This window comes from Streptomyces sp. NPDC047079, assembly GCF_040643755.1.
Classification (GTDB): Bacteria; Actinomycetota; Actinomycetes; order Streptomycetales; family Streptomycetaceae; genus Streptomyces.
On sequence record NZ_JBEYUZ010000005.1, the window covers coordinates 237,401 to 253,226 of the forward strand.

The 15,826-nt window shown below is 74.8% G+C and carries 13 protein-coding genes and 3 pseudogenes; 13 read left to right on the forward strand and 3 right to left on the reverse strand.

Annotated features, from left to right (window positions below; all coding sequences use genetic code 11):
* Window positions 1-21: 21 nt before the first annotated feature.
* Together ABZ823_RS10255 and ABZ823_RS10260 are read right to left on the reverse strand one after the other, a co-directional pair.
* Window positions 22-765 carry an SOS response-associated peptidase gene (locus ABZ823_RS10255; protein WP_361656470.1) on the reverse strand — a complete coding sequence of 248 codons (744 nt, stop codon included), beginning with the start codon at window positions 763-765 and terminating at the stop codon, window positions 22-24.
* 64 nt (window positions 766-829) lie between these two features.
* Window positions 830-916 (reverse strand): annotated as a pseudogene (locus ABZ823_RS10260) (polyphosphate kinase 2); the annotation flags it as partial.
* Here ABZ823_RS10260 and ABZ823_RS10265 point away from each other — a divergent pair.
* Window positions 914-1,026, forward strand: a pseudogene (locus tag ABZ823_RS10265) (polyphosphate kinase 2); the annotation flags it as partial. The pseudogenes ABZ823_RS10260 and ABZ823_RS10265 sit on opposite strands and share 3 nt — an antisense overlap.
* Before the next feature lie 63 nt (window positions 1,027-1,089).
* Here ABZ823_RS10265 and ABZ823_RS10270 read toward each other — a convergent pair.
* On the reverse strand, window positions 1,090-2,211 hold the full coding sequence (locus ABZ823_RS10270; protein ID WP_361656473.1) for a YihY/virulence factor BrkB family protein: 1,122 nt from the start codon (window positions 2,209-2,211) through the stop codon (window positions 1,090-1,092).
* A gap of 137 nt (window positions 2,212-2,348) precedes the next feature.
* On the opposite strand from ABZ823_RS10270, the gene ABZ823_RS10275 reads away from it, so the two are divergent.
* From ABZ823_RS10275 to ABZ823_RS10330, 12 genes and pseudogenes are all read left to right on the forward strand, one after another.
* Window positions 2,349-3,251 (forward strand): DMT family transporter, encoded by a 903-nt coding sequence (locus ABZ823_RS10275; protein WP_361656476.1) that lies wholly within the window; start codon window positions 2,349-2,351, stop codon window positions 3,249-3,251.
* 200 nt (window positions 3,252-3,451) lie between these two features.
* The gene (locus tag ABZ823_RS10280; RefSeq protein WP_361656479.1) at window positions 3,452-3,937 is read left to right on the forward strand and encodes a DUF1360 domain-containing protein; all 486 of its coding nucleotides are present in this window, start codon (window positions 3,452-3,454) and stop codon (window positions 3,935-3,937) included.
* A gap of 182 nt (window positions 3,938-4,119) precedes the next feature.
* Window positions 4,120-5,082 carry a UDP-glucuronic acid decarboxylase family protein gene (locus ABZ823_RS10285; protein ID WP_361656482.1) on the forward strand — a complete coding sequence of 321 codons (963 nt, stop codon included), beginning with the start codon at window positions 4,120-4,122 and terminating at the stop codon, window positions 5,080-5,082.
* Window positions 5,083-5,342: 260 nt separating this feature from the next.
* Entirely contained in the window at window positions 5,343-7,004 is a 1,662-nt protein-coding gene (locus tag ABZ823_RS10290) for a carbamoyltransferase C-terminal domain-containing protein (RefSeq protein WP_361656485.1), read from the forward strand.
* Window positions 7,004-8,092, forward strand: a complete 1,089-nt coding sequence (locus ABZ823_RS10295; protein ID WP_361656488.1) for a glycosyltransferase — start codon at window positions 7,004-7,006, stop codon at window positions 8,090-8,092. Before ABZ823_RS10290 ends, ABZ823_RS10295 begins: the two co-directional genes overlap by 1 nt.
* Window positions 8,089-8,700: pseudogene (locus tag ABZ823_RS10300) on the forward strand (HAD-IIIA family hydrolase); the annotation flags it as partial. The gene ABZ823_RS10295 and the pseudogene ABZ823_RS10300, both read left to right, overlap by 4 nt.
* Before the next feature lie 323 nt (window positions 8,701-9,023).
* Window positions 9,024-10,205 (forward strand): glycosyltransferase family 9 protein, encoded by a 1,182-nt coding sequence (locus ABZ823_RS10305; RefSeq protein ID WP_361656491.1) that lies wholly within the window; start codon window positions 9,024-9,026, stop codon window positions 10,203-10,205.
* The gene (locus tag ABZ823_RS10310) at window positions 10,202-11,167 is read left to right on the forward strand and encodes a glycosyltransferase (RefSeq protein WP_361656494.1); all 966 of its coding nucleotides are present in this window, start codon (window positions 10,202-10,204) and stop codon (window positions 11,165-11,167) included. The genes ABZ823_RS10305 and ABZ823_RS10310 overlap by 4 nt, the downstream gene beginning before the upstream one ends.
* On the forward strand, window positions 11,164-12,435 hold the full coding sequence (locus ABZ823_RS10315) for a glycosyltransferase (protein WP_361656497.1): 1,272 nt from the start codon (window positions 11,164-11,166) through the stop codon (window positions 12,433-12,435). Before ABZ823_RS10310 ends, ABZ823_RS10315 begins: the two co-directional genes overlap by 4 nt.
* A 135-nt stretch (window positions 12,436-12,570) precedes the next feature.
* Entirely contained in the window at window positions 12,571-13,227 is a 657-nt protein-coding gene (locus tag ABZ823_RS10320; RefSeq protein WP_361656500.1) for an SIS domain-containing protein, read from the forward strand.
* On the forward strand, window positions 13,224-14,624 hold the full coding sequence (rfaE2, locus tag ABZ823_RS10325; protein WP_361656503.1) for a D-glycero-beta-D-manno-heptose 1-phosphate adenylyltransferase: 1,401 nt from the start codon (window positions 13,224-13,226) through the stop codon (window positions 14,622-14,624). The genes ABZ823_RS10320 and rfaE2 overlap by 4 nt, the downstream gene beginning before the upstream one ends.
* A gap of 56 nt (window positions 14,625-14,680) precedes the next feature.
* On the forward strand, window positions 14,681-15,772 hold the full coding sequence (locus ABZ823_RS10330) for a glycosyltransferase family 9 protein (protein ID WP_361656506.1): 1,092 nt from the start codon (window positions 14,681-14,683) through the stop codon (window positions 15,770-15,772).
* Window positions 15,773-15,826: the final 54 nt, after the last annotated feature.

The following is a 15,826-nucleotide window of genomic DNA, read 5'->3' on the forward strand; positions in this document are numbered from 1 at the left end:
AGGCCTGGTCGCGGCGGGTGGTCAGAGGGCGATCTCGTCCAGGAGCCGGGGGCCGTCGTTGTGCACGTCGTTGACCGCCGTGGAGACCGGACGGGCGTCCAGGCGGCCGTCCCCGGGCCGGGTGAGCAGGGCGCGGAGGCCGTCGGGATCCCTGCGGTGCGGGTCGAGCCAGGCGTCGTAGTGCTCCGGGGCGATGGCGAGCGGCATGCGCGGGTGGATCCGGCCGGCCGCGTCGGTGGCATCGGTGGTGATGATGGTGCAGGTCGTCAGCCATGCGGCGGGGTCGTCGTCGTGCTCGACGGCCGGGTCGCGCCAGTACGCGTAGAGCCCGGCGAGCGCCATGACCCGGCCGTCCTCGGGGTGAACGAAGTACGGCTGTTTGCGGGTCCTGCCCCTCTCCTGGGCCCGCGTCTCCTGCCACTCGTAGAAGCCGTCGGCCGGGAGCAGACAGCGGTGCTTGACGAAGGCGCGGCGGAAGGCGGGTTTCTCGTGCACGCTCTCCATCCGTGCGTTGATCATCCGCGCGCCGCTCTTCACGTCCTTCGCCCAGGACGGGACCAGGCCCCAGCGCACCGGCCGCAGCTCCCGCCGCACCGGCGCCTCGTCGTCAGCGGTGCGCGGTGCGCGCTCGAGGACGGCCCACACGTCGTCGGTCGGGGCGACGTTCCAGCTCGGCGCCAGGGCCTCGTCGGGGCGCCAGTCGGTGACGTGGAAGAGCCGGGCCAGGTCCTCGGGACCACGGCTGGAGACGTAACGGCCGCACATACCGCCACTGTGCCATGGCCGTCGCGCGAGGGCCCGTCACCGCCTCGGGCACCCGCGCCGCCCGTTCCCCGGCCGCCGGCAGTCGCTCGACGTAGCGCTGGAAGTACCACTGGCTGCGGTGGCGCTCGGTCGGCTTGGGGAGCGAGGCGATGGCGTGCCGCCGCCGGTGCTCGAGCTGCCGGAGCGGCCGCCGTCGACCCGCTACGAGCGCACGCCAGGCGATCCCAGGACTATGTGCCCGACCACGCGGCGGGGCTGTGACGGGAACGGGTTCGCGGTCGGCCCCGGCCCGGGCGCCTTTCCCGGCCGGTCGCCGTTGTTCCGTCACTCCAGGCGACGCCGGTCCTCCTCGTCCCAGGCGCGGGTGTCGCGCGGCTCGGTGTACGGCTCCTGGTCGGGTGGAAGGCCACCGGCGATCGCCCGCTGCCGCGCGGCCTCGGCGTCGAACTCCAGGCCCAGCAAGATCGCCAGATTGCCGATCCACAGCCAGATCAGGAAGACGATGACGCCCGCCATGGTGCCGTATGCCTTGTTGTAGGCGGCGAAGTTGGTGACATAGACGGCGAACCCGGCGGAAGCGGCCAGCCAGATCACGAGGGCGAGGAAGCTGCCCGGGGTGATCCAGCGGAAGCCGGGGACCTTCGCGTTCGGCGCGGCCCAGTACAGGATCCCGATCATGAGTGTCACCAGCACGGCGAGGACGGGCCACTTGGCGATCGACCACACCGTGAGCGCCGTGTGCCCGATGCCCAGCGCCCTGCCCGCCTGGCGGGCCAGCCCGCCGGTGAAGACCACGATCAGCGCGCTGACCACGGCCAGCACCATGAGCACCACGGTGACGGCTACGCGGATGGGCAGCACCTTCCAGATGGGCCTGCCCTCGGGCATGTCGTAGACGGCGTTGGCGGCGCGGATGAACGCGGCGATGTAGCCGGACGCCGACCACACCGCCAGGGCCAGGCCTACGACCGCCATGACGGACCCGACGCCGCTGTGGGCCTGGAGTTGTTCCACGGCCCGCGTGATGATGTCCCGGGCCGAGCCGGGGGCGAACCTCTTGAGGTTGTCCAGCACCGTGTTGGTCGTCGACCGGCCCATGACGCCCAGCAGGGACACCAGCACCAGCAGGGCCGGGAAGAGGGACAGCACACCGTAGTACGTGAGGGCCGCCGCCCTGTCGGTCAGCTCGTCGTTCTGGAATTCGCGCAGCGTGCCCTTGAGCACCGCCCACCACGACCGTCCGGTCAGCTCGGTGGGCGCGTCCGGCGCCCTGCGTTCGACCTCCGGACCGGGGCCGGGTGACGCGTCCAAGGTGTCCGGGCCGGGCTCGGGCTCCCGGTCCTCCCCTGCCGATCCGGCCGCCGCGGCTGACGTGGCCGACCCTGCCGATCCCCGGCCGTGGCGGTCCTCGTGATCCTTGCGTGCCCGTTTCCGTAGCCATGTCATGCCTCGACGGGTATCCCGGACCCACATCCTCACTCGACTAGGGCGGGAACCGGCTTGCCGGCGGGGACGCCACGGCTCTTCGACGGGCTCGCCACAGCCCGGAGGCCGGGTCCGTGTGCCCAGGGCATGCTGGAGGGGTGATCGTCCTCGCCGCGCTGTTCGCCGTGGTCGGCGCTGCCAGTAACGCGATGGGCACCGCCTTTCAGCGCAAGGCGGCGTCCACGGTGGCGAGTGGTGGCGGCCTGCGGCTCGTGCTCGCACTCGCCCATCGACCTGCCTGGCTGCTCGGCATCGCCGGGGTCGTCGGCGCGGCGCTGTTCCAGGCGCTCGCCCTGGTGAACGGGCCGATGGCACTGGTGCAGCCCCTGTTCGTCCTGGAACTGCCGTTCGCCCTGATGATCGCCGCTCCCCTGATGCACCGGCGCCTGCCGAACGCGGGCTGGTGGGCGATCACGTGCGTGGTGACAGGCCTCGCGCTGGTCCTCGGCTCCGCCGCCCCTTCCGGCGCCCGGGACCAGGCGTCCATGGTCCGCTGGCTCCCGGTCCTGGTGCTCTGCCTGGGCAGCATGGGGGCGGCCGTCGCCCTGGCCCGCCCCGGGCGACCGCCCCTGCTCCGGGCCGCCGTGCTGGCCACGGGCTCGGCCATCGGCAACGCCCTGACCGCCGCGTTGCTGAAGTCCGCGACGGGCAGGTTCGCGGCGGGCGGGCTGCCCGCGTTCCTCACCTCCTGGCAGACCTACGGCTTCGCGCTGACCGGTGTCTGCGCCATCCTGCTGCTGGAGAACGCTCTCCAGGCGGGCCAGCTCGCGGCGTCCCAGCCGGCCCTCACCATCGGGGACGCCACGGTGAGTCTGCTGCTCGGCATCACGCTCTTCGGCGAGCGCGTCCGCACCGGCTGGTGGCTTCTGCCGGAGACCATCGGGGTGGGGCTCATCGTGTACGGCGTGGTGCGGCTGAGTCATGTGGTGCCCGGCATCCAGGAAGGGAGGCAGGGCAGCGGCGACACGCTGCGCCGCACCCCGCCGCACCCCGCCTCGTGAACGGTCGCCGCACGGCCGGCCTGGGCTGCCGCCACGCCGGGCCTCTCCGGCGTGAGTGCCGCGGTACGCGAGTTTGCCTGTGGGGCGCCAGGGCACTCGGGGCGCAGAAGGTGGTCACGTGCCCGGACCCGGGAAGCGACAGGTTACGCGTCCGGGTGCCGCCGGCTCACCGACGGCCTCGGTGGGAAGGAGGCAGGAGCGTGGAGGAGCCACGCTACGACGAGACGGGTGATGTGCCGCTCGGGGGTTATGCGCTCCTCGCCACGGTCTTCGCATCGGGAGCCGCGCTGTTCGCTCTCGCGGCGCGGCGCCGCGGGGTGCGGTTGCCCGCGCGAGTGCCGCCCTGGGACGTGGCGCTCCTGGGAACGGCGACGTTCAAGGCGTCCCGTCTGCTCACCAAGGACAAGATCACCAGCTTTCTGCGGGCGCCCTTCACCCACCGGGAGTCCGAGGGCACGGCGAGCGAGGTGCTGGAGCGGCCGCGCGGCAGCGGCGTCCGACGCGCCGTGGGCGACCTGGTGTCCTGTCCGTTCTGCGCATCCGGTTGGGTGGCCGGAGCCCTGGCCTGCTCCTACGTCTCCGCGCCACGGGCCACACGCGTGGTCTGTGCGGGCCTGAGCGCGCTCACGGTCGCGGACATGCTCCAGTTCGCCTGGAGCCGGACGGCCCAGCGGGCCGAAGGCTGAAGTCGCCTTGCGAGGGGACCGCCCTCGCTCTGCGTGAGTCACCCGGATGCCGTACACCACCGAGCCACCGGCGCCCGCCCGACGGACGCTGATCGGGTACTCGCCTGCCTTCCGCGACTCCAGCGATCCGGCGTCGGCAGCAGGGGCCCGACGCCCGGTCGCCCCACAGGGAGGAGACATGAATGGCCACCGCTCTCTCACGAAAATGGGAACACGCCGTCGTCACCGGCGGCGCGGGCTTCGTAGGGTCCCACCTGTGCGCCGCGCTGCTGGACTCGGGCGCGGCGGTCACCTGTGTGGACGACTTCAGCACCGGGCGGCGCGAGAACGTGGCCGCCTTGCTCGACCGGCCGCGATTCACCCTGGTGCAGGCCAATGTGGCGGAGGGGCTCGACATCGAGCGGCCGCCTGATCTGGTACTCCACTTCGCCTCCCCGGCGTCCCCCGCCGACTACCTGCGCCTGCCCCTGCACACCATGGACACCGGCAGCCTCGGCACGCGCCACGCGCTGGAGCTGGCCCGGCACAGCGGAGCCCGTTTCCTTCTGGCCTCGACCTCCGAGGTCTACGGCGATCCCCAGCAGCACCCACAGGACGAGCGGTACTGGGGCCATGTGAACCCGGTCGGCCCGCGGAGCGTCTACGACGAGGCCAAACGGTTCGGTGAGGCCCTCACCACCGCTCACGCCGAAGCCAAGGGCACCGACACCGCCATCGTGCGGCTGTTCAACACCTACGGTCCGCGGATGCGCGGCCACGACGGCCGGGCGGTCCCGACCTTCATCCGCCAGGCCCTGGACGGGGATCCCCTCACGGTCACCGGCGACGGACGCCAGACGCGGTCGCTGTGCTACGTCGACGACACCGTCCGCGGCATCCTCGCGGCAGCGGCCCACGGCATGCGCGGCCCGGTCAACATCGGCAACCCCACCGAGATCACCATGCTGGACCTCGCCCGCCTCGTCATCGAGCTCACCGGATCACGGTCGGAGATCCGCTTCATCGAACGGCCGACGGATGACCCGGCCGTCCGCTGCCCGGACATCACGCTGGCCCGCGACAAGCTCGGCTGGGAACCCCAGGTGCACGCCGAGGAGGGCCTGCGCCGCACGATCGAGTGGTTCCGTGCCACCGCCGGTCGCTGACCCGGCGCGAGCGTTCGCCTCCCGCCCGCACCGGCACCCTCCGGGATCCGGCCGGCTGCCGCCCGACCCGGCCCGCACCCGGCTTCGACCCGGACCCGTACCGACCGCCCCCCGGTTTCACTCGGACCGCACCGGCCCCGCCCCCACACCCCCACCCGTAGCCACCCCACCGCACTCCAGACCAGGACCCGTACCGGCCACCCCCGCCGAGATCCGACCCCCGCAGTTCACCGCGTCGTCGAAAGACCTGGGATCCCCCTATGCGCATCCTCGGAATCAACGCTCTCTTCCACGACCCCGCCGCCGCCCTGGTGATCGACGGCCGGACCGTCGCCGCCACCGAGGAGGAACGGTTCTCGCGGCGCAAGCACGGGAAACGGCCGGTGCCCTTCTCCGCCTGGGAACTCCCCGAGAAGGCCGCCGCCTGGTGCCTGCGCAGGGCGGGCCTGCGCCCCGAGGACCTCGACGCCGTCGCCTACTCCTACGATCCGCAGCTGGCCCGGCCCGCCGAGGCGATGGGGCTCGACGACCCCTGGGACCATCTGCGGCAGACCTACGCCCGCGAGGCGCCCCGCTTCCTCCAGGCCGCGCTGCCGGGCCTCGATCCCGGCATCGTCCGCTTCGTACCGCACCACATGGCCCACGCCGCGTCCGGTGCCTTCGCCGCGCCCGGGGCCGAGGACTCGTCCGTGCTGGTCCTGGACGGCCGCGGCGAGCGGGCGTCCCATCTCGCCGCCCGCCGCACCCGAGACCGGCTCGAACCCATGTACGCCCAGGAGCTGCCCCATTCGCTGGGCCTGGTCTACGAGGAGCTCACCGACCACCTGGGGTTCCTGCGCTCCTCCGACGAGTTCAAGGTGATGGCCCTCGCCTCGCACGGCAGGCCGCGCATGCTGGCGGAGCTGCGCCGTCATGTGTACCCCACGGGCGACGGTGGCTTCCGGGCCACCGCGGTGCCCTGGCACGAGCTGTGCCCGCCGCGCGGGGCCGAGGAGGCCTGGACACAGGACCACGCGGACGTGGCCGCCAGCGCCCAGGCGGTGCTGGAGGAAACGCTGCTGGACCTCGTGCGCTGGCTGCACGGGAAGACGCACCACAGTGTGCTCACGCTCGCCGGAGGCGTCGCCCTCAACTGCGTGGCCAACTCCCGCATCGCCCGGGAGGGACCCTTCGCCCGGGTGTGGGTGCAGCCGGCGGCCGGTGACGCGGGGACGGCACTGGGCGGCGCGCTGCTGCTGGCGGCCGGCCAGGGTGACGGCCCGGAGCCCATGACCGGCGCCGATCTGGGCCGGGACTGGTCCGACGCGGAGCTCGGGGCGTGGCTGAAGACGGCGGCCGTGCCGTTCGAAAGGCCGCCGGACATCGCCGCCACCGTGGCCCGGGTCCTCGCGGACAACGGGATCGTCGCCTGGTTCCAGGGCCGGTCCGAGTACGGTCCCCGGGCTCTCGGGCACCGCTCGCTGCTCGCCCACCCCGGCCACGCGGGCAACCTGGAACGGCTCAATGACGTCAAGGGCCGGGAGCAGTTCCGGCCGGTGGCGCCCATGGTGTCGGTCGACCGCGCCGCCGAGATATTCGACGGTCCGCTGCCCAGCCCGTACATGCTGTTCGTCCACGACGTGGCCAGGCAGTGGCGGGACCGCATCCCGGCCGTGGTGCACGTCGACGGAACGGCCCGCATCCAGACGGTGGACCCGGCGACGGAGCCGTTGGTGGCCCGGATGCTCGGCGAGTTCGAACGGCTGACGGGGCTGCCCGTGGTGGTCAACACCAGCCTGAACACGGCGGGCCGGCCCATGGTGGACGATCCCCGCGACGCCCTGGAGTGCTTCGGCTCCTCCCCCGTCGACCTGCTCGCCATCGGCCCCTACGCGGTCCGGCGCGGCGATCTCTTCCGCGGCGCCGAGGAAAGGGAGGTGTGATGGGCGGGAGAAGGCAGCGAACGGTGGGCCCCGACCTCGGTGACGACGCGTACGCGGTGGTCATACCGACGCTCGGCCGGCCCAGTCTGGGCGCCTGTCTGCGGGCGCTGGCCGAGGCCGGCGGCCCGCGACCGGTCCGGGTGGTCCTCGTCGACGACCGTCGCGGACCCGGAGACGCACCGCTCACGGTCGACGTGCCCGCCCCCTTGCGCGGGGTGACGACCGTCGTGCGGGGCCGTGCGCTGGGCCCGGCGGCGGCCCGCAACGACGGATGGCGGGCGGCCGGTGACGTGCCCTGGATCGTGTTCCTCGACGACGACGTGGTGCCCGGCCCCACCTGGGGCGACGACCTCGCCCTGGACCTGGCCGGGGCGACGGACGACACGGCCGCGTTCACCGCCCGTATCGACGTACCGCTGCCGCCCGACCGGCGGCCCACAGACTGGGAGCGCAACACCGCAGGGCTCGCCACCGCCTGCTGGATCACCGCCGACATGGCGTACCGGCGCGCGGCCCTGGAAGCCGTCGGCGGGTTCGACGAACGGTTCCGGCGCGCCTTCCGGGAGGACGCGGACCTGGCACTGCGGGTGGTCGGCGCCGGATGGACGGTGACCGCGGGCGCCCGCACCACGACGCACCCGGTACGGCCCGCCGACCGCTGGGTCTCCGTGCGCCTCCAGGCGGGCAACGCGGACGACGTACTGATGACGCGGCTGCACGGCCCCGACTGGTGGAGCCGGGCGGGCGCGCCGCGCGGGCGCCTGCCCGGGCACCTCGCAGTGACGGCGACGGCTGCGGCGGCGCTCTGCTGCGCCGTCCTGGGCCGCCCACGGGCCGCCGCGGTGTGCGCGGCGGCCTGGCTGGCCGGGACCGCCGAATTCGCCCTGGCGCGGATCGGCCCGGGGCCGCGCACCCGGGACGAGATCACCACCATGACACTGACCAGTGTGGCGATCCCACCGGCCGCCGTCTGGCACTGGCTGCGCGGGCAGATCGTGCACCGGCGCACACCGTCACTCGTCGGCTACGAGGCAGGTGCGCCGCCGCGGGTGCGGCACCGGCCGGTCCGGGAACGGGTGCGCCCATGACCGGACCTTCCTCGCTGCCCCGGCACCGGACGGCCGTCGCCCGCCCGGTGACCGGGCCCTGGCTGTCCGCCGGGCCGCGGCATGCTCCCGTCCTCCCGGACTCCCGCCCGGCCGCGGTGCTCTTCGACCGCGACGGCACGCTCGTCCGCGATGTCCCCTACAACGGCGACCCGGCGCGGGTCGAGCCGATGCCCACGGCGCGGGAGGCGGTGGACGCCCTGCGGGCGCGGGGCATCCCGGTCGGGGTCGTGAGCAATCAGTCGGGCGTGTCCCGGGGGTTGCTGACCCGCCACCAGGTCGAGGCGGTACGGCTGCGGGTGGAACAACTGCTCGGCCCGTTCGACGTGTGGGCGGTCTGCCCGCACGGGCCGGACGACGGCTGCGGCTGCCGTAAGCCCGCGCCCGGCCTGGTGACGGCGGCGTGCGCACGACTCGGTGTCCCGGTGGAGGGCACCGTCGTCATCGGCGACATCGGCGCCGATGTGGTGGCCGCACGTTCCGCGGGAGCCCGCGGTGTGCTGGTCCCGACGCCCGTCACCCTGCCCGAGGAGATCGAGGCCGCCGGCGTCACGGCCCATGATCTGCTCGCGGCGGTCCACCTCGTGCTGGAGTCCGGGGCCCCGGCCGTCCGGGGGGCAGGGCCCGCGTCGCCCGCGGCGGGTGCCGCGCCGCCCGGGGCCGACGGGACGCGGACGGCGGACCGCAGCGGGCCCGGGGGCCGCTGCGCGCCCCGGGACCGAAGCGAGACCCCGGAGCCGGCCCGGGATCCGGACTGGAGCCGGGACCGAAGCGAAACCCGAGATCCGGCCCGGGATCCGGACTCGTCCCGGGGCCCGAACGAGGCCTGGGATCCGGGCCGTACCCGGGACCGGAGCGAGACCGAGCCCGAGGGCGGCGTCGGCGGTCTCGGCCCGATCGGGGGCGAGACACGATGAGCGCCCCCCGTGTGCTCCCCCGCACCCTGGTCGTCCGCCTGGACAGCGCCGGGGACGTACTCCTGGCGGGGCCCGCCGTGCGTGCCGTAGCGGCCGGATCCGCGTACACCGCGCTGCTGTGCGGGCCACGGGGGGTCCAGGCGGGCGAACTGCTGCCCGGCGTGGACGAGGTGCTCGAGTACGACGCCCCGTGGGTGGGCCTCGAGCCTCCGCAGGTCTCCCGTACGGCGACGCGGCAGGTGCTCGAGGCGCTGACCGCCGGCCGTTTCGACCGGGCCTTGGTGCTGGTCTCGTATCACCAGAGCCCGCTGCCTATCGCGCTGCTGCTGAAGCTGGCCGGGGTCGGCTGGACGGCGGCCGACAGCGAGGACTACGCGGGCGCCCTGCTGGATCTGCGCCACCGCCGGCTGCCGAACCGGCACGAGGCCCTGGCGGCGCTGGACCTGGCGCGGGACGCCGGATTCGCGCTGCCGCCCGGCGACGACGGGGCGTTGCGGGTGAGGACTCCGCCGGACACCACGCACCTCACGGGTGCCGAGCCGTATGTGGTGGTGCATCCCGGTGCCGCGGTGCCGGCCCGGGCATGGAGCCCCGAACGCGCGGCGCGGGCCGCGGCCGCCCTCGCCGCCGAGGGCCACCGGGTGGTGGTCACGGGAGGCCCCGGGGAGCGGGACCTGACCGCCAAGGTGGCGGGCGACCACGGGCTGGATCTCGGCGGTGCCACGGATCTGCGGCATCTGGCGGGGGTCCTGGCCGGGGCGCGCGCGGCGGTGGTCGGCAACACGGGCCCCGCGCATCTGGCCGCCGCGGTGGGAACCCCGGTGGTCTCGGTGTTCGCGCCGGTCGTACCCGCCGAGCGGTGGGGGCCGTACGGAGTGCCCCATGTGCTGCTCGGGGACCAGCAGGCGGAGTGCGCGGGCAGCAGGGCACGCCGGTGCCCCGTACCGGGTCATCCGTGTCTCGACGGGGTGAGCGACGCCGAGGTGCTCGCCGCCGTGGCCGCGCTCTTGGAGAACCGGCCGGCCGGAGTGCCCTCCACGGGCCGGACACGAAACGACACACGTAACCCGACACGAAAGAAGAACCGGGCGAATCCTGACGCGGGTGGGCCGCCTGAGCCGGGGGACCTGCCCGGCCCGGGCGGCGGATCCGGAACGGAACGAGGAGCGACCGTATGAACATCCTGTTGTGGCATGTGCACGGCTCCTGGACGACGGCGTTCGTCCAGGGCCCCCACACCTACCTCGTTCCTGTGACACCGAGCCGCGACCCGGACGGGCTCGGGCGGGCCCGTACGTTCTCCTGGCCCGCCTCGGTACGGGAGGTGACGCCGGAGGAACTGCGGGACACCGAGGTGGACCTGGTCCTGATGCAACGGCCGCACGAGCTGGAGCTGGCCGAGCGCTGGCTCGGCGGCCGTCGTCCCGGCCGTGACGTGCCCGCCGTCTACCTCGAGCACAACGCGCCGGACGGAGACGTCCCCCTCACCCGGCACCCGTTCGCCGACCGGTCGGATCTGACGCTCATTCATGTCACCCACTTCAACCGGCTGTTCTGGGACTCCGGCGACACCCGCACCGAGGTGATCGAACACGGCATCGTCGACCCGGGTCACCGGTATACCGGCCGCCTGGCCCGCGCGGCCGTCGTCGTCAACGACCCGGTGCGACGCGGCCGTCACACCGGTACGGACCTGCTGCCCGCCCTCGCCGAGGCCGCTCCCCTGGACGTGTTCGGCATGGCCACCGAGGGCCTGGCCGCCCGCCTCGGCCTGACCGAGGAGCGGTGCCGCAGCGCCGATCTGCCGCAGGCGGAGCTGCACCGGGCGATGGCCGAGCGCCGGTTCTATCTGCACCCGGTGCGCTGGACGTCCCTCGGTCTGTCGCTGCTCGAGGCCATGCACCTCGGCATGCCCGTGGTGGCGCTCGCCACCACGGAGGTGGCCGAGGCGGTTCCGCCCGGCGCCGGCACCCTGTCCACCCGCCCCGACGTCCTGGCCCGCACCGCCCGGCACTATCTGCACGAACCGGAAGCCGCGGCCGCCGACGGGGCCCGCGCCCGGCAGGCGGCCCTCGGCCGGTACGGGCTCAAGCGTTTCCTCGCCGACTGGGAGCGCGTGATGACGGAGGCCCGCTCATGACCTCATCCCTCCGCCCCCTCGGTGCCGGCACCTTCGACCCGGAGGGCCCCGGCTCCCTCTCCGTGGCACTCGTCTCGGAACACGCGAGCCCGCTCGCCACGCTCGGCGGGGTCGACGCCGGCGGACAGAACGTCCACGTCGCCCATCTCGCCGGCGCGCTCGCCGACCGGGGCCATCGGGTGACCGTCTACACCCGCCGCGACGACCCCGACCTGCCGGACCGGGTGGCGCTACGCGACGGGGTCGAGGTGCGCCATGTTCCGGCGGGGCCCCCCGAGCCCATACCCAAGGACGAACTCCTTCCCCACATGGGGGAGTTCGGACGTCACCTCGCCAAGACCTGGCGGGTGAGCCCTCCCGACGTGGTGCACTCGCACTTCTGGATGTCCGGGATCGCCTCCCTGCGGGCCGTGCGCGAGCTGGGGCTGCCGCTGCTGCACACCTATCACGCCCTCGGAACCGTGAAGCGACGGCATCAGCAGCTGGCGGACACCAGCCCCCCGAAGCGCATCGCCCTCGAGACGGAGGTCGGCCTCGGCTGCGACCGCGTCATCGCCACCTGCCGGGACGAGGCCGTCGAACTGGGCCGCATGGGCATCCCCAGCGGCAAGATCAGCATCGTGCCGTGCGGGGTCGACGCCGAACTGTTCACCCCGCGCGGACCGGTCGCCGCGCCCGGTACCGCCCGGCATCGGCTGCTCCAGCTGGGCCGCCTGGTTCCACGCAAGGGCGCGGCGGTCTCCATCGCCGCGCTCGCCCTGCTCCCCGGCACCGAGCTCGTCGTCGTCGGCGGGCCTCCGGCGGACCGGCTCGACGACGACCCGGAGGTGCGCCGGCTGCGCCGTATCGCCGCGGACGCCGGGGTCGCCGACCGGGTGCGCTTCATCGGCGGGGTGCCCAGCCACGAGGTACCCGCGCTGCTGCGGGGGGCCGACGTGGTGGTGTGCCCAGCGGACTACGAACCGTTCGGCATCGTGCCGCTGGAGGCGATGGCCTGCGGCAGGCCGGTCGTCGCCAGCGCGGTGGGCGGCCAGCTGGACACCGTCGCGGACCCGAGCACCGGGCGGCTGGTGCCGCCCCGCGACCCGGACGCCCTCGCCCGGGCCGTCGGCGAGCTGCTCGCCGACCCCGGGACCCGTCAGGCGTGCGGCGAGGCGGGCCGCCGCCGCGTTCTGCGCAGGTACGGCTGGGGCCGCGTCGCCGCGGCCACCGAGGCGGCGTACTGCGCGGTCCTGGACGCCCAGCCCGCCGTCACGGGGGTGGTCTGACACGCTCCCCGCCCGCCCGGGCCGGGGCAGCGCGCCCGGCCCACGACAGCGTTCCCGACCGACCGCGGAGCACCGACGTCCGAAGGAGGTGCGGGTCCGGCCGCCGTCGCCCGCGACGCGGTACGCCCGAGCAACATGACGGAACCCACGGAATCCCCTGCACTCGATGCCGCATATCTGCACTGCCGGTCACTGGAGCGGGCGCTCGTCCGGCTGCGCCGGGACCACCTGCACCGGATCGCGGACTGGGGTGCGCGGCTCGCGGCCGTCCTCCCCGCCGGCGGCCGGCTGCTGGCGGCGGGCAACGGCGGCAGCGCCGCCCAGGCCCAGCACCTGACCGCCGAACTCGTGGGCCGGTACCGCAGGGAGCGGCCGGCCTTCTCGGCGATCTCCCTGCACGCGGAGACCTCCAGCGTGACCGCCATCGCCAACGACTACGGCTTCGACCACGTGTACGCACGTCAGGTGACGGCGCACGGCCGGCCCGGGGATGTACTCGTGCTCCTGTCCACCTCCGGCCGCAGCACCAATCTGATCACCGCGGCCATGGCGGGCCGGTCGGGCGGGCTGCGCGTCTGGGCACTGACCGGGCCGGGCCCGAATCCGCTGACGGAGGCGGCGGACGAGGCGCTGTGCATCGACGCCGAGACCACCGCGACCGTCCAGGAGGCCCACCTCGTCGCCGTGCATCTGCTCTGCGAGGGCTTCGACGCGGCACTCGCCGGGCCCGCGGGCAGCACGGGGCACCAGACGGCGCCCCGCCCGGTGGGAGCCCACCGGAGGGCGTCGTGAAGGGGCCGGGTCCGCTCGTGGTCGTAGGGGACGTGCTGCTCGACGAGGACATCGAGGGCGTCGCCACCCGGCTGTCCCCCGAGGCCCCCGCCCCCGTGGTCGACGTCACCGAGGACCGGCGCCATCCCGGCGGAGCGGGGCTGGCCGCCGCGCTGGCGGCCCGGGGCGGCCGGGAGGTGATCCTGGTCAGCGCGCTCGGCGACGACTCCGCCAGTGAGGCCGTACGCCGTGCGCTGCGCGGCCGGGTCCGGCTGGTGGAGATACCCCTCAGGGGCAGTCTGCCGGTGAAGACCCGGGTGCTGGCGAGTGGTCGACCCCTGGTCCGGATCGACCGGGGCGGCGGCACGCCCGGCGAACCGGACGGCGCGGTACGGGACGCGCTCGCGGGAGCCCATGCCGTGCTCGTCGCCGACTACGGGCGCCGCACGGCGAGCGCGGTCCGGGAGCATCTGACGGTCGTGGCCGCCCGCACGCCCCTGGTGTGGGATCCCCACCCGAGGGGCGAAGTGCCCGTGTCGGGAGCCCGGCTGGTCACGCCGAACGCGGCCGAGGCACGCGCCCTGTGCCCGGGCGAGGGCGAATCGCTGCGGGCCTACGCCGAGCGGGGGGTGGAACTCGCGGAGCGCTGGCAGGCGGTCGGCGTCGCGGTGACGCTGGGGGACCGCGGTGCCCTGCTGGCCAGGCCGGGCGCCGGCACGCCGATGCTGGTCCCGGCTCCCTACCGGGCCCAGGGGGATCCGTGCGGCGCGGGCGACTGCTTCGCCGCTACGACGGCGGCCGCGCTGGCCGACGGGGCGCTGCCGGAGGAGGCGGTGCAGCTGGGCGTCGCCGAGGCCGCCGCGTTCGTGGCGGCGGGCGGTGCCGGGAACCCGGCGCTGTGGCGGACGGCGCCCGCGCCGCCCGTGGACGTGCCACGGACCGACGCGTTCGCTCTCGCGGAGCGTGTACGCGCCCGTGGAGGCACGGTCGTGGCCACCGGCGGCTGCTTCGACCTGCTGCACGCCGGGCACGTCGGCCTGCTCGAGAGCGCGCGACGCATCGGCGACTGCCTCATCGTCTGCCTGAACTCCGACACGTCCCTCGCCCGTCTCAAGGGCCCGGGGCGCCCGATCAACCCGGTGGCGGACCGTGTCCGGGTCCTGGAGGCGCTCGGCAGCGTCGACGCCGTCGCCGTCTTCGAGGAGGACACGCCCGAGTCGCTGCTGGGGCGGCTGCGGCCCGATGTATGGGTCAAGGGCGGCGACTACTCGGTACAGGAGCTCCCCGAGGCCGAGGCCCTGCGGGCCTGGGGCGGGCAGGCGGTCGTACTGCCCTATCTCGACGGTCGCTCCACCACCCGTCTGGCACTGCGCGCGGCGCAGGCGGCCGTACCCCCGGGTTCCCCGGGGCCGTCGTAGGCCCGAAGCGGCCCGAGACCTCACTTCCACCCGCCCGCAGATCCGGAGAGGCATCCGTGGACGCAACGCCTCGGCAAGAAGCACCGACGCGACCTGTCCGGCCCCGGGCGCTGGTGCTGCGCGCGCTCGGGCTCGGGGATCTGCTGACCGTGGTGCCCGCGCTGCGGGCACTCCGGCGGCATCTGCCCCGGCACGAGATCGTGCTCGCCGCACCCGAGCGGCTGTCCGAGGCGGCCGCCGCGACCGGCCTGGTGGACCGGCTCCTGCCGGCGTCGGCGGCCGGCCGGGCGGTGCCCGCCGGCCTGGAGTGGGCCGGGCCGCCCCCCGACCTCGCCGTGGACCTGCACGGGAACGGACCGCCGAGCCATCTGCTGCTCCAGCGGCTGCGGCCCGGGCGGCTCCTCGCCTACGCGCATCCGGCGACGCCCGGCGTCCCCGGTCCAGAGTGGCGGGAGGACGAGCACGAACGGGAACGGTGGTGCCGGCTGCTGGGCTGGTACGGCATCCCGGCCGACCCGGAAGAGCTGAGGATTCCGGTGCCCGCGGTCCCCTCCCCCGCGCCGGGCGCCGTCGTGGTGCACCCGGGCGCCGACGCCGCCGCCCGGTGTTGGCCGAAGGAGCGGTTCGCGGCCGTGGCGAGGGAGGTGCGCCGGTGGGGCCACGAGGTGGTCGTGACCGCGGGCGCCGGGGAGGGTGAGCTCGCGCGGTTCGTGGCGGCGGAGGCCGGACTGCCATCGGCCGCGGTGCTGGGCGGCGCGGGCGACGTGCCGTTCGACCGGCTGGCCGCGCTCGTCGCGGGGGCCCGCTGTGTGCTGGTCGGGGACACCGGACTCGCTCATCTGGCCACGGCGCTCGGCACCGCGTCGGTGGTGCTGTTCGGCCCGGTCGCCCCTCGGCTGTGGGGGCCTCCGGCGGACGCCCGGCACCGGGTGCTGTGGCATCCCGCGGGCGACGACTCGCCCCGCCCGGGGGACGCGCACGGGCGGGTGCCGGACCACCGGCTGCTGAGGATCACGGTCGGCGAGGTCGTCGAGGCGGTCCGCGGGCTGCTGGAGCCTCAGCGGGGACCGGTCGCGGGCACCCGGCGCGAGGAGTCCGCGTCCGGCTCGGGCGCCGCCCTCACACCGGGCCTGCGCACCCCCGGCTGACAGCACTCGCCGCACCGCTCCGAGTCCCGCGGTCCCAGCCCGTGCCGGGGCCGG

Excerpts from the sequence above, each read along its gene's own strand:
- ABZ823_RS10255 (WP_361656470.1), bottom strand. The coding sequence starts at position 765 with ATGTGCGGCCGTTACGTCTCCAGCCGTGGTCCCGAGGACCTGGCCCGG.
- ABZ823_RS10270 (WP_361656473.1), bottom strand. The coding sequence starts at position 2,211 with ATGACATGGCTACGGAAACGGGCACGCAAGGATCACGAGGACCGCCAC.
- ABZ823_RS10285 (WP_361656482.1), top strand. The coding sequence starts at position 4,120 with ATGGCCACCGCTCTCTCACGAAAATGGGAACACGCCGTCGTCACCGGC.
- ABZ823_RS10290 (WP_361656485.1), top strand. The coding sequence starts at position 5,343 with ATGCGCATCCTCGGAATCAACGCTCTCTTCCACGACCCCGCCGCCGCC.
- ABZ823_RS10295 (WP_361656488.1), top strand. The coding sequence starts at position 7,004 with ATGGGCGGGAGAAGGCAGCGAACGGTGGGCCCCGACCTCGGTGACGAC.
- ABZ823_RS10305 (WP_361656491.1), top strand. The coding sequence starts at position 9,024 with ATGAGCGCCCCCCGTGTGCTCCCCCGCACCCTGGTCGTCCGCCTGGAC.
- ABZ823_RS10310 (WP_361656494.1), top strand. The coding sequence starts at position 10,202 with ATGAACATCCTGTTGTGGCATGTGCACGGCTCCTGGACGACGGCGTTC.
- ABZ823_RS10315 (WP_361656497.1), top strand. The coding sequence starts at position 11,164 with ATGACCTCATCCCTCCGCCCCCTCGGTGCCGGCACCTTCGACCCGGAG.
- ABZ823_RS10320 (WP_361656500.1), top strand. The coding sequence starts at position 12,571 with ATGACGGAACCCACGGAATCCCCTGCACTCGATGCCGCATATCTGCAC.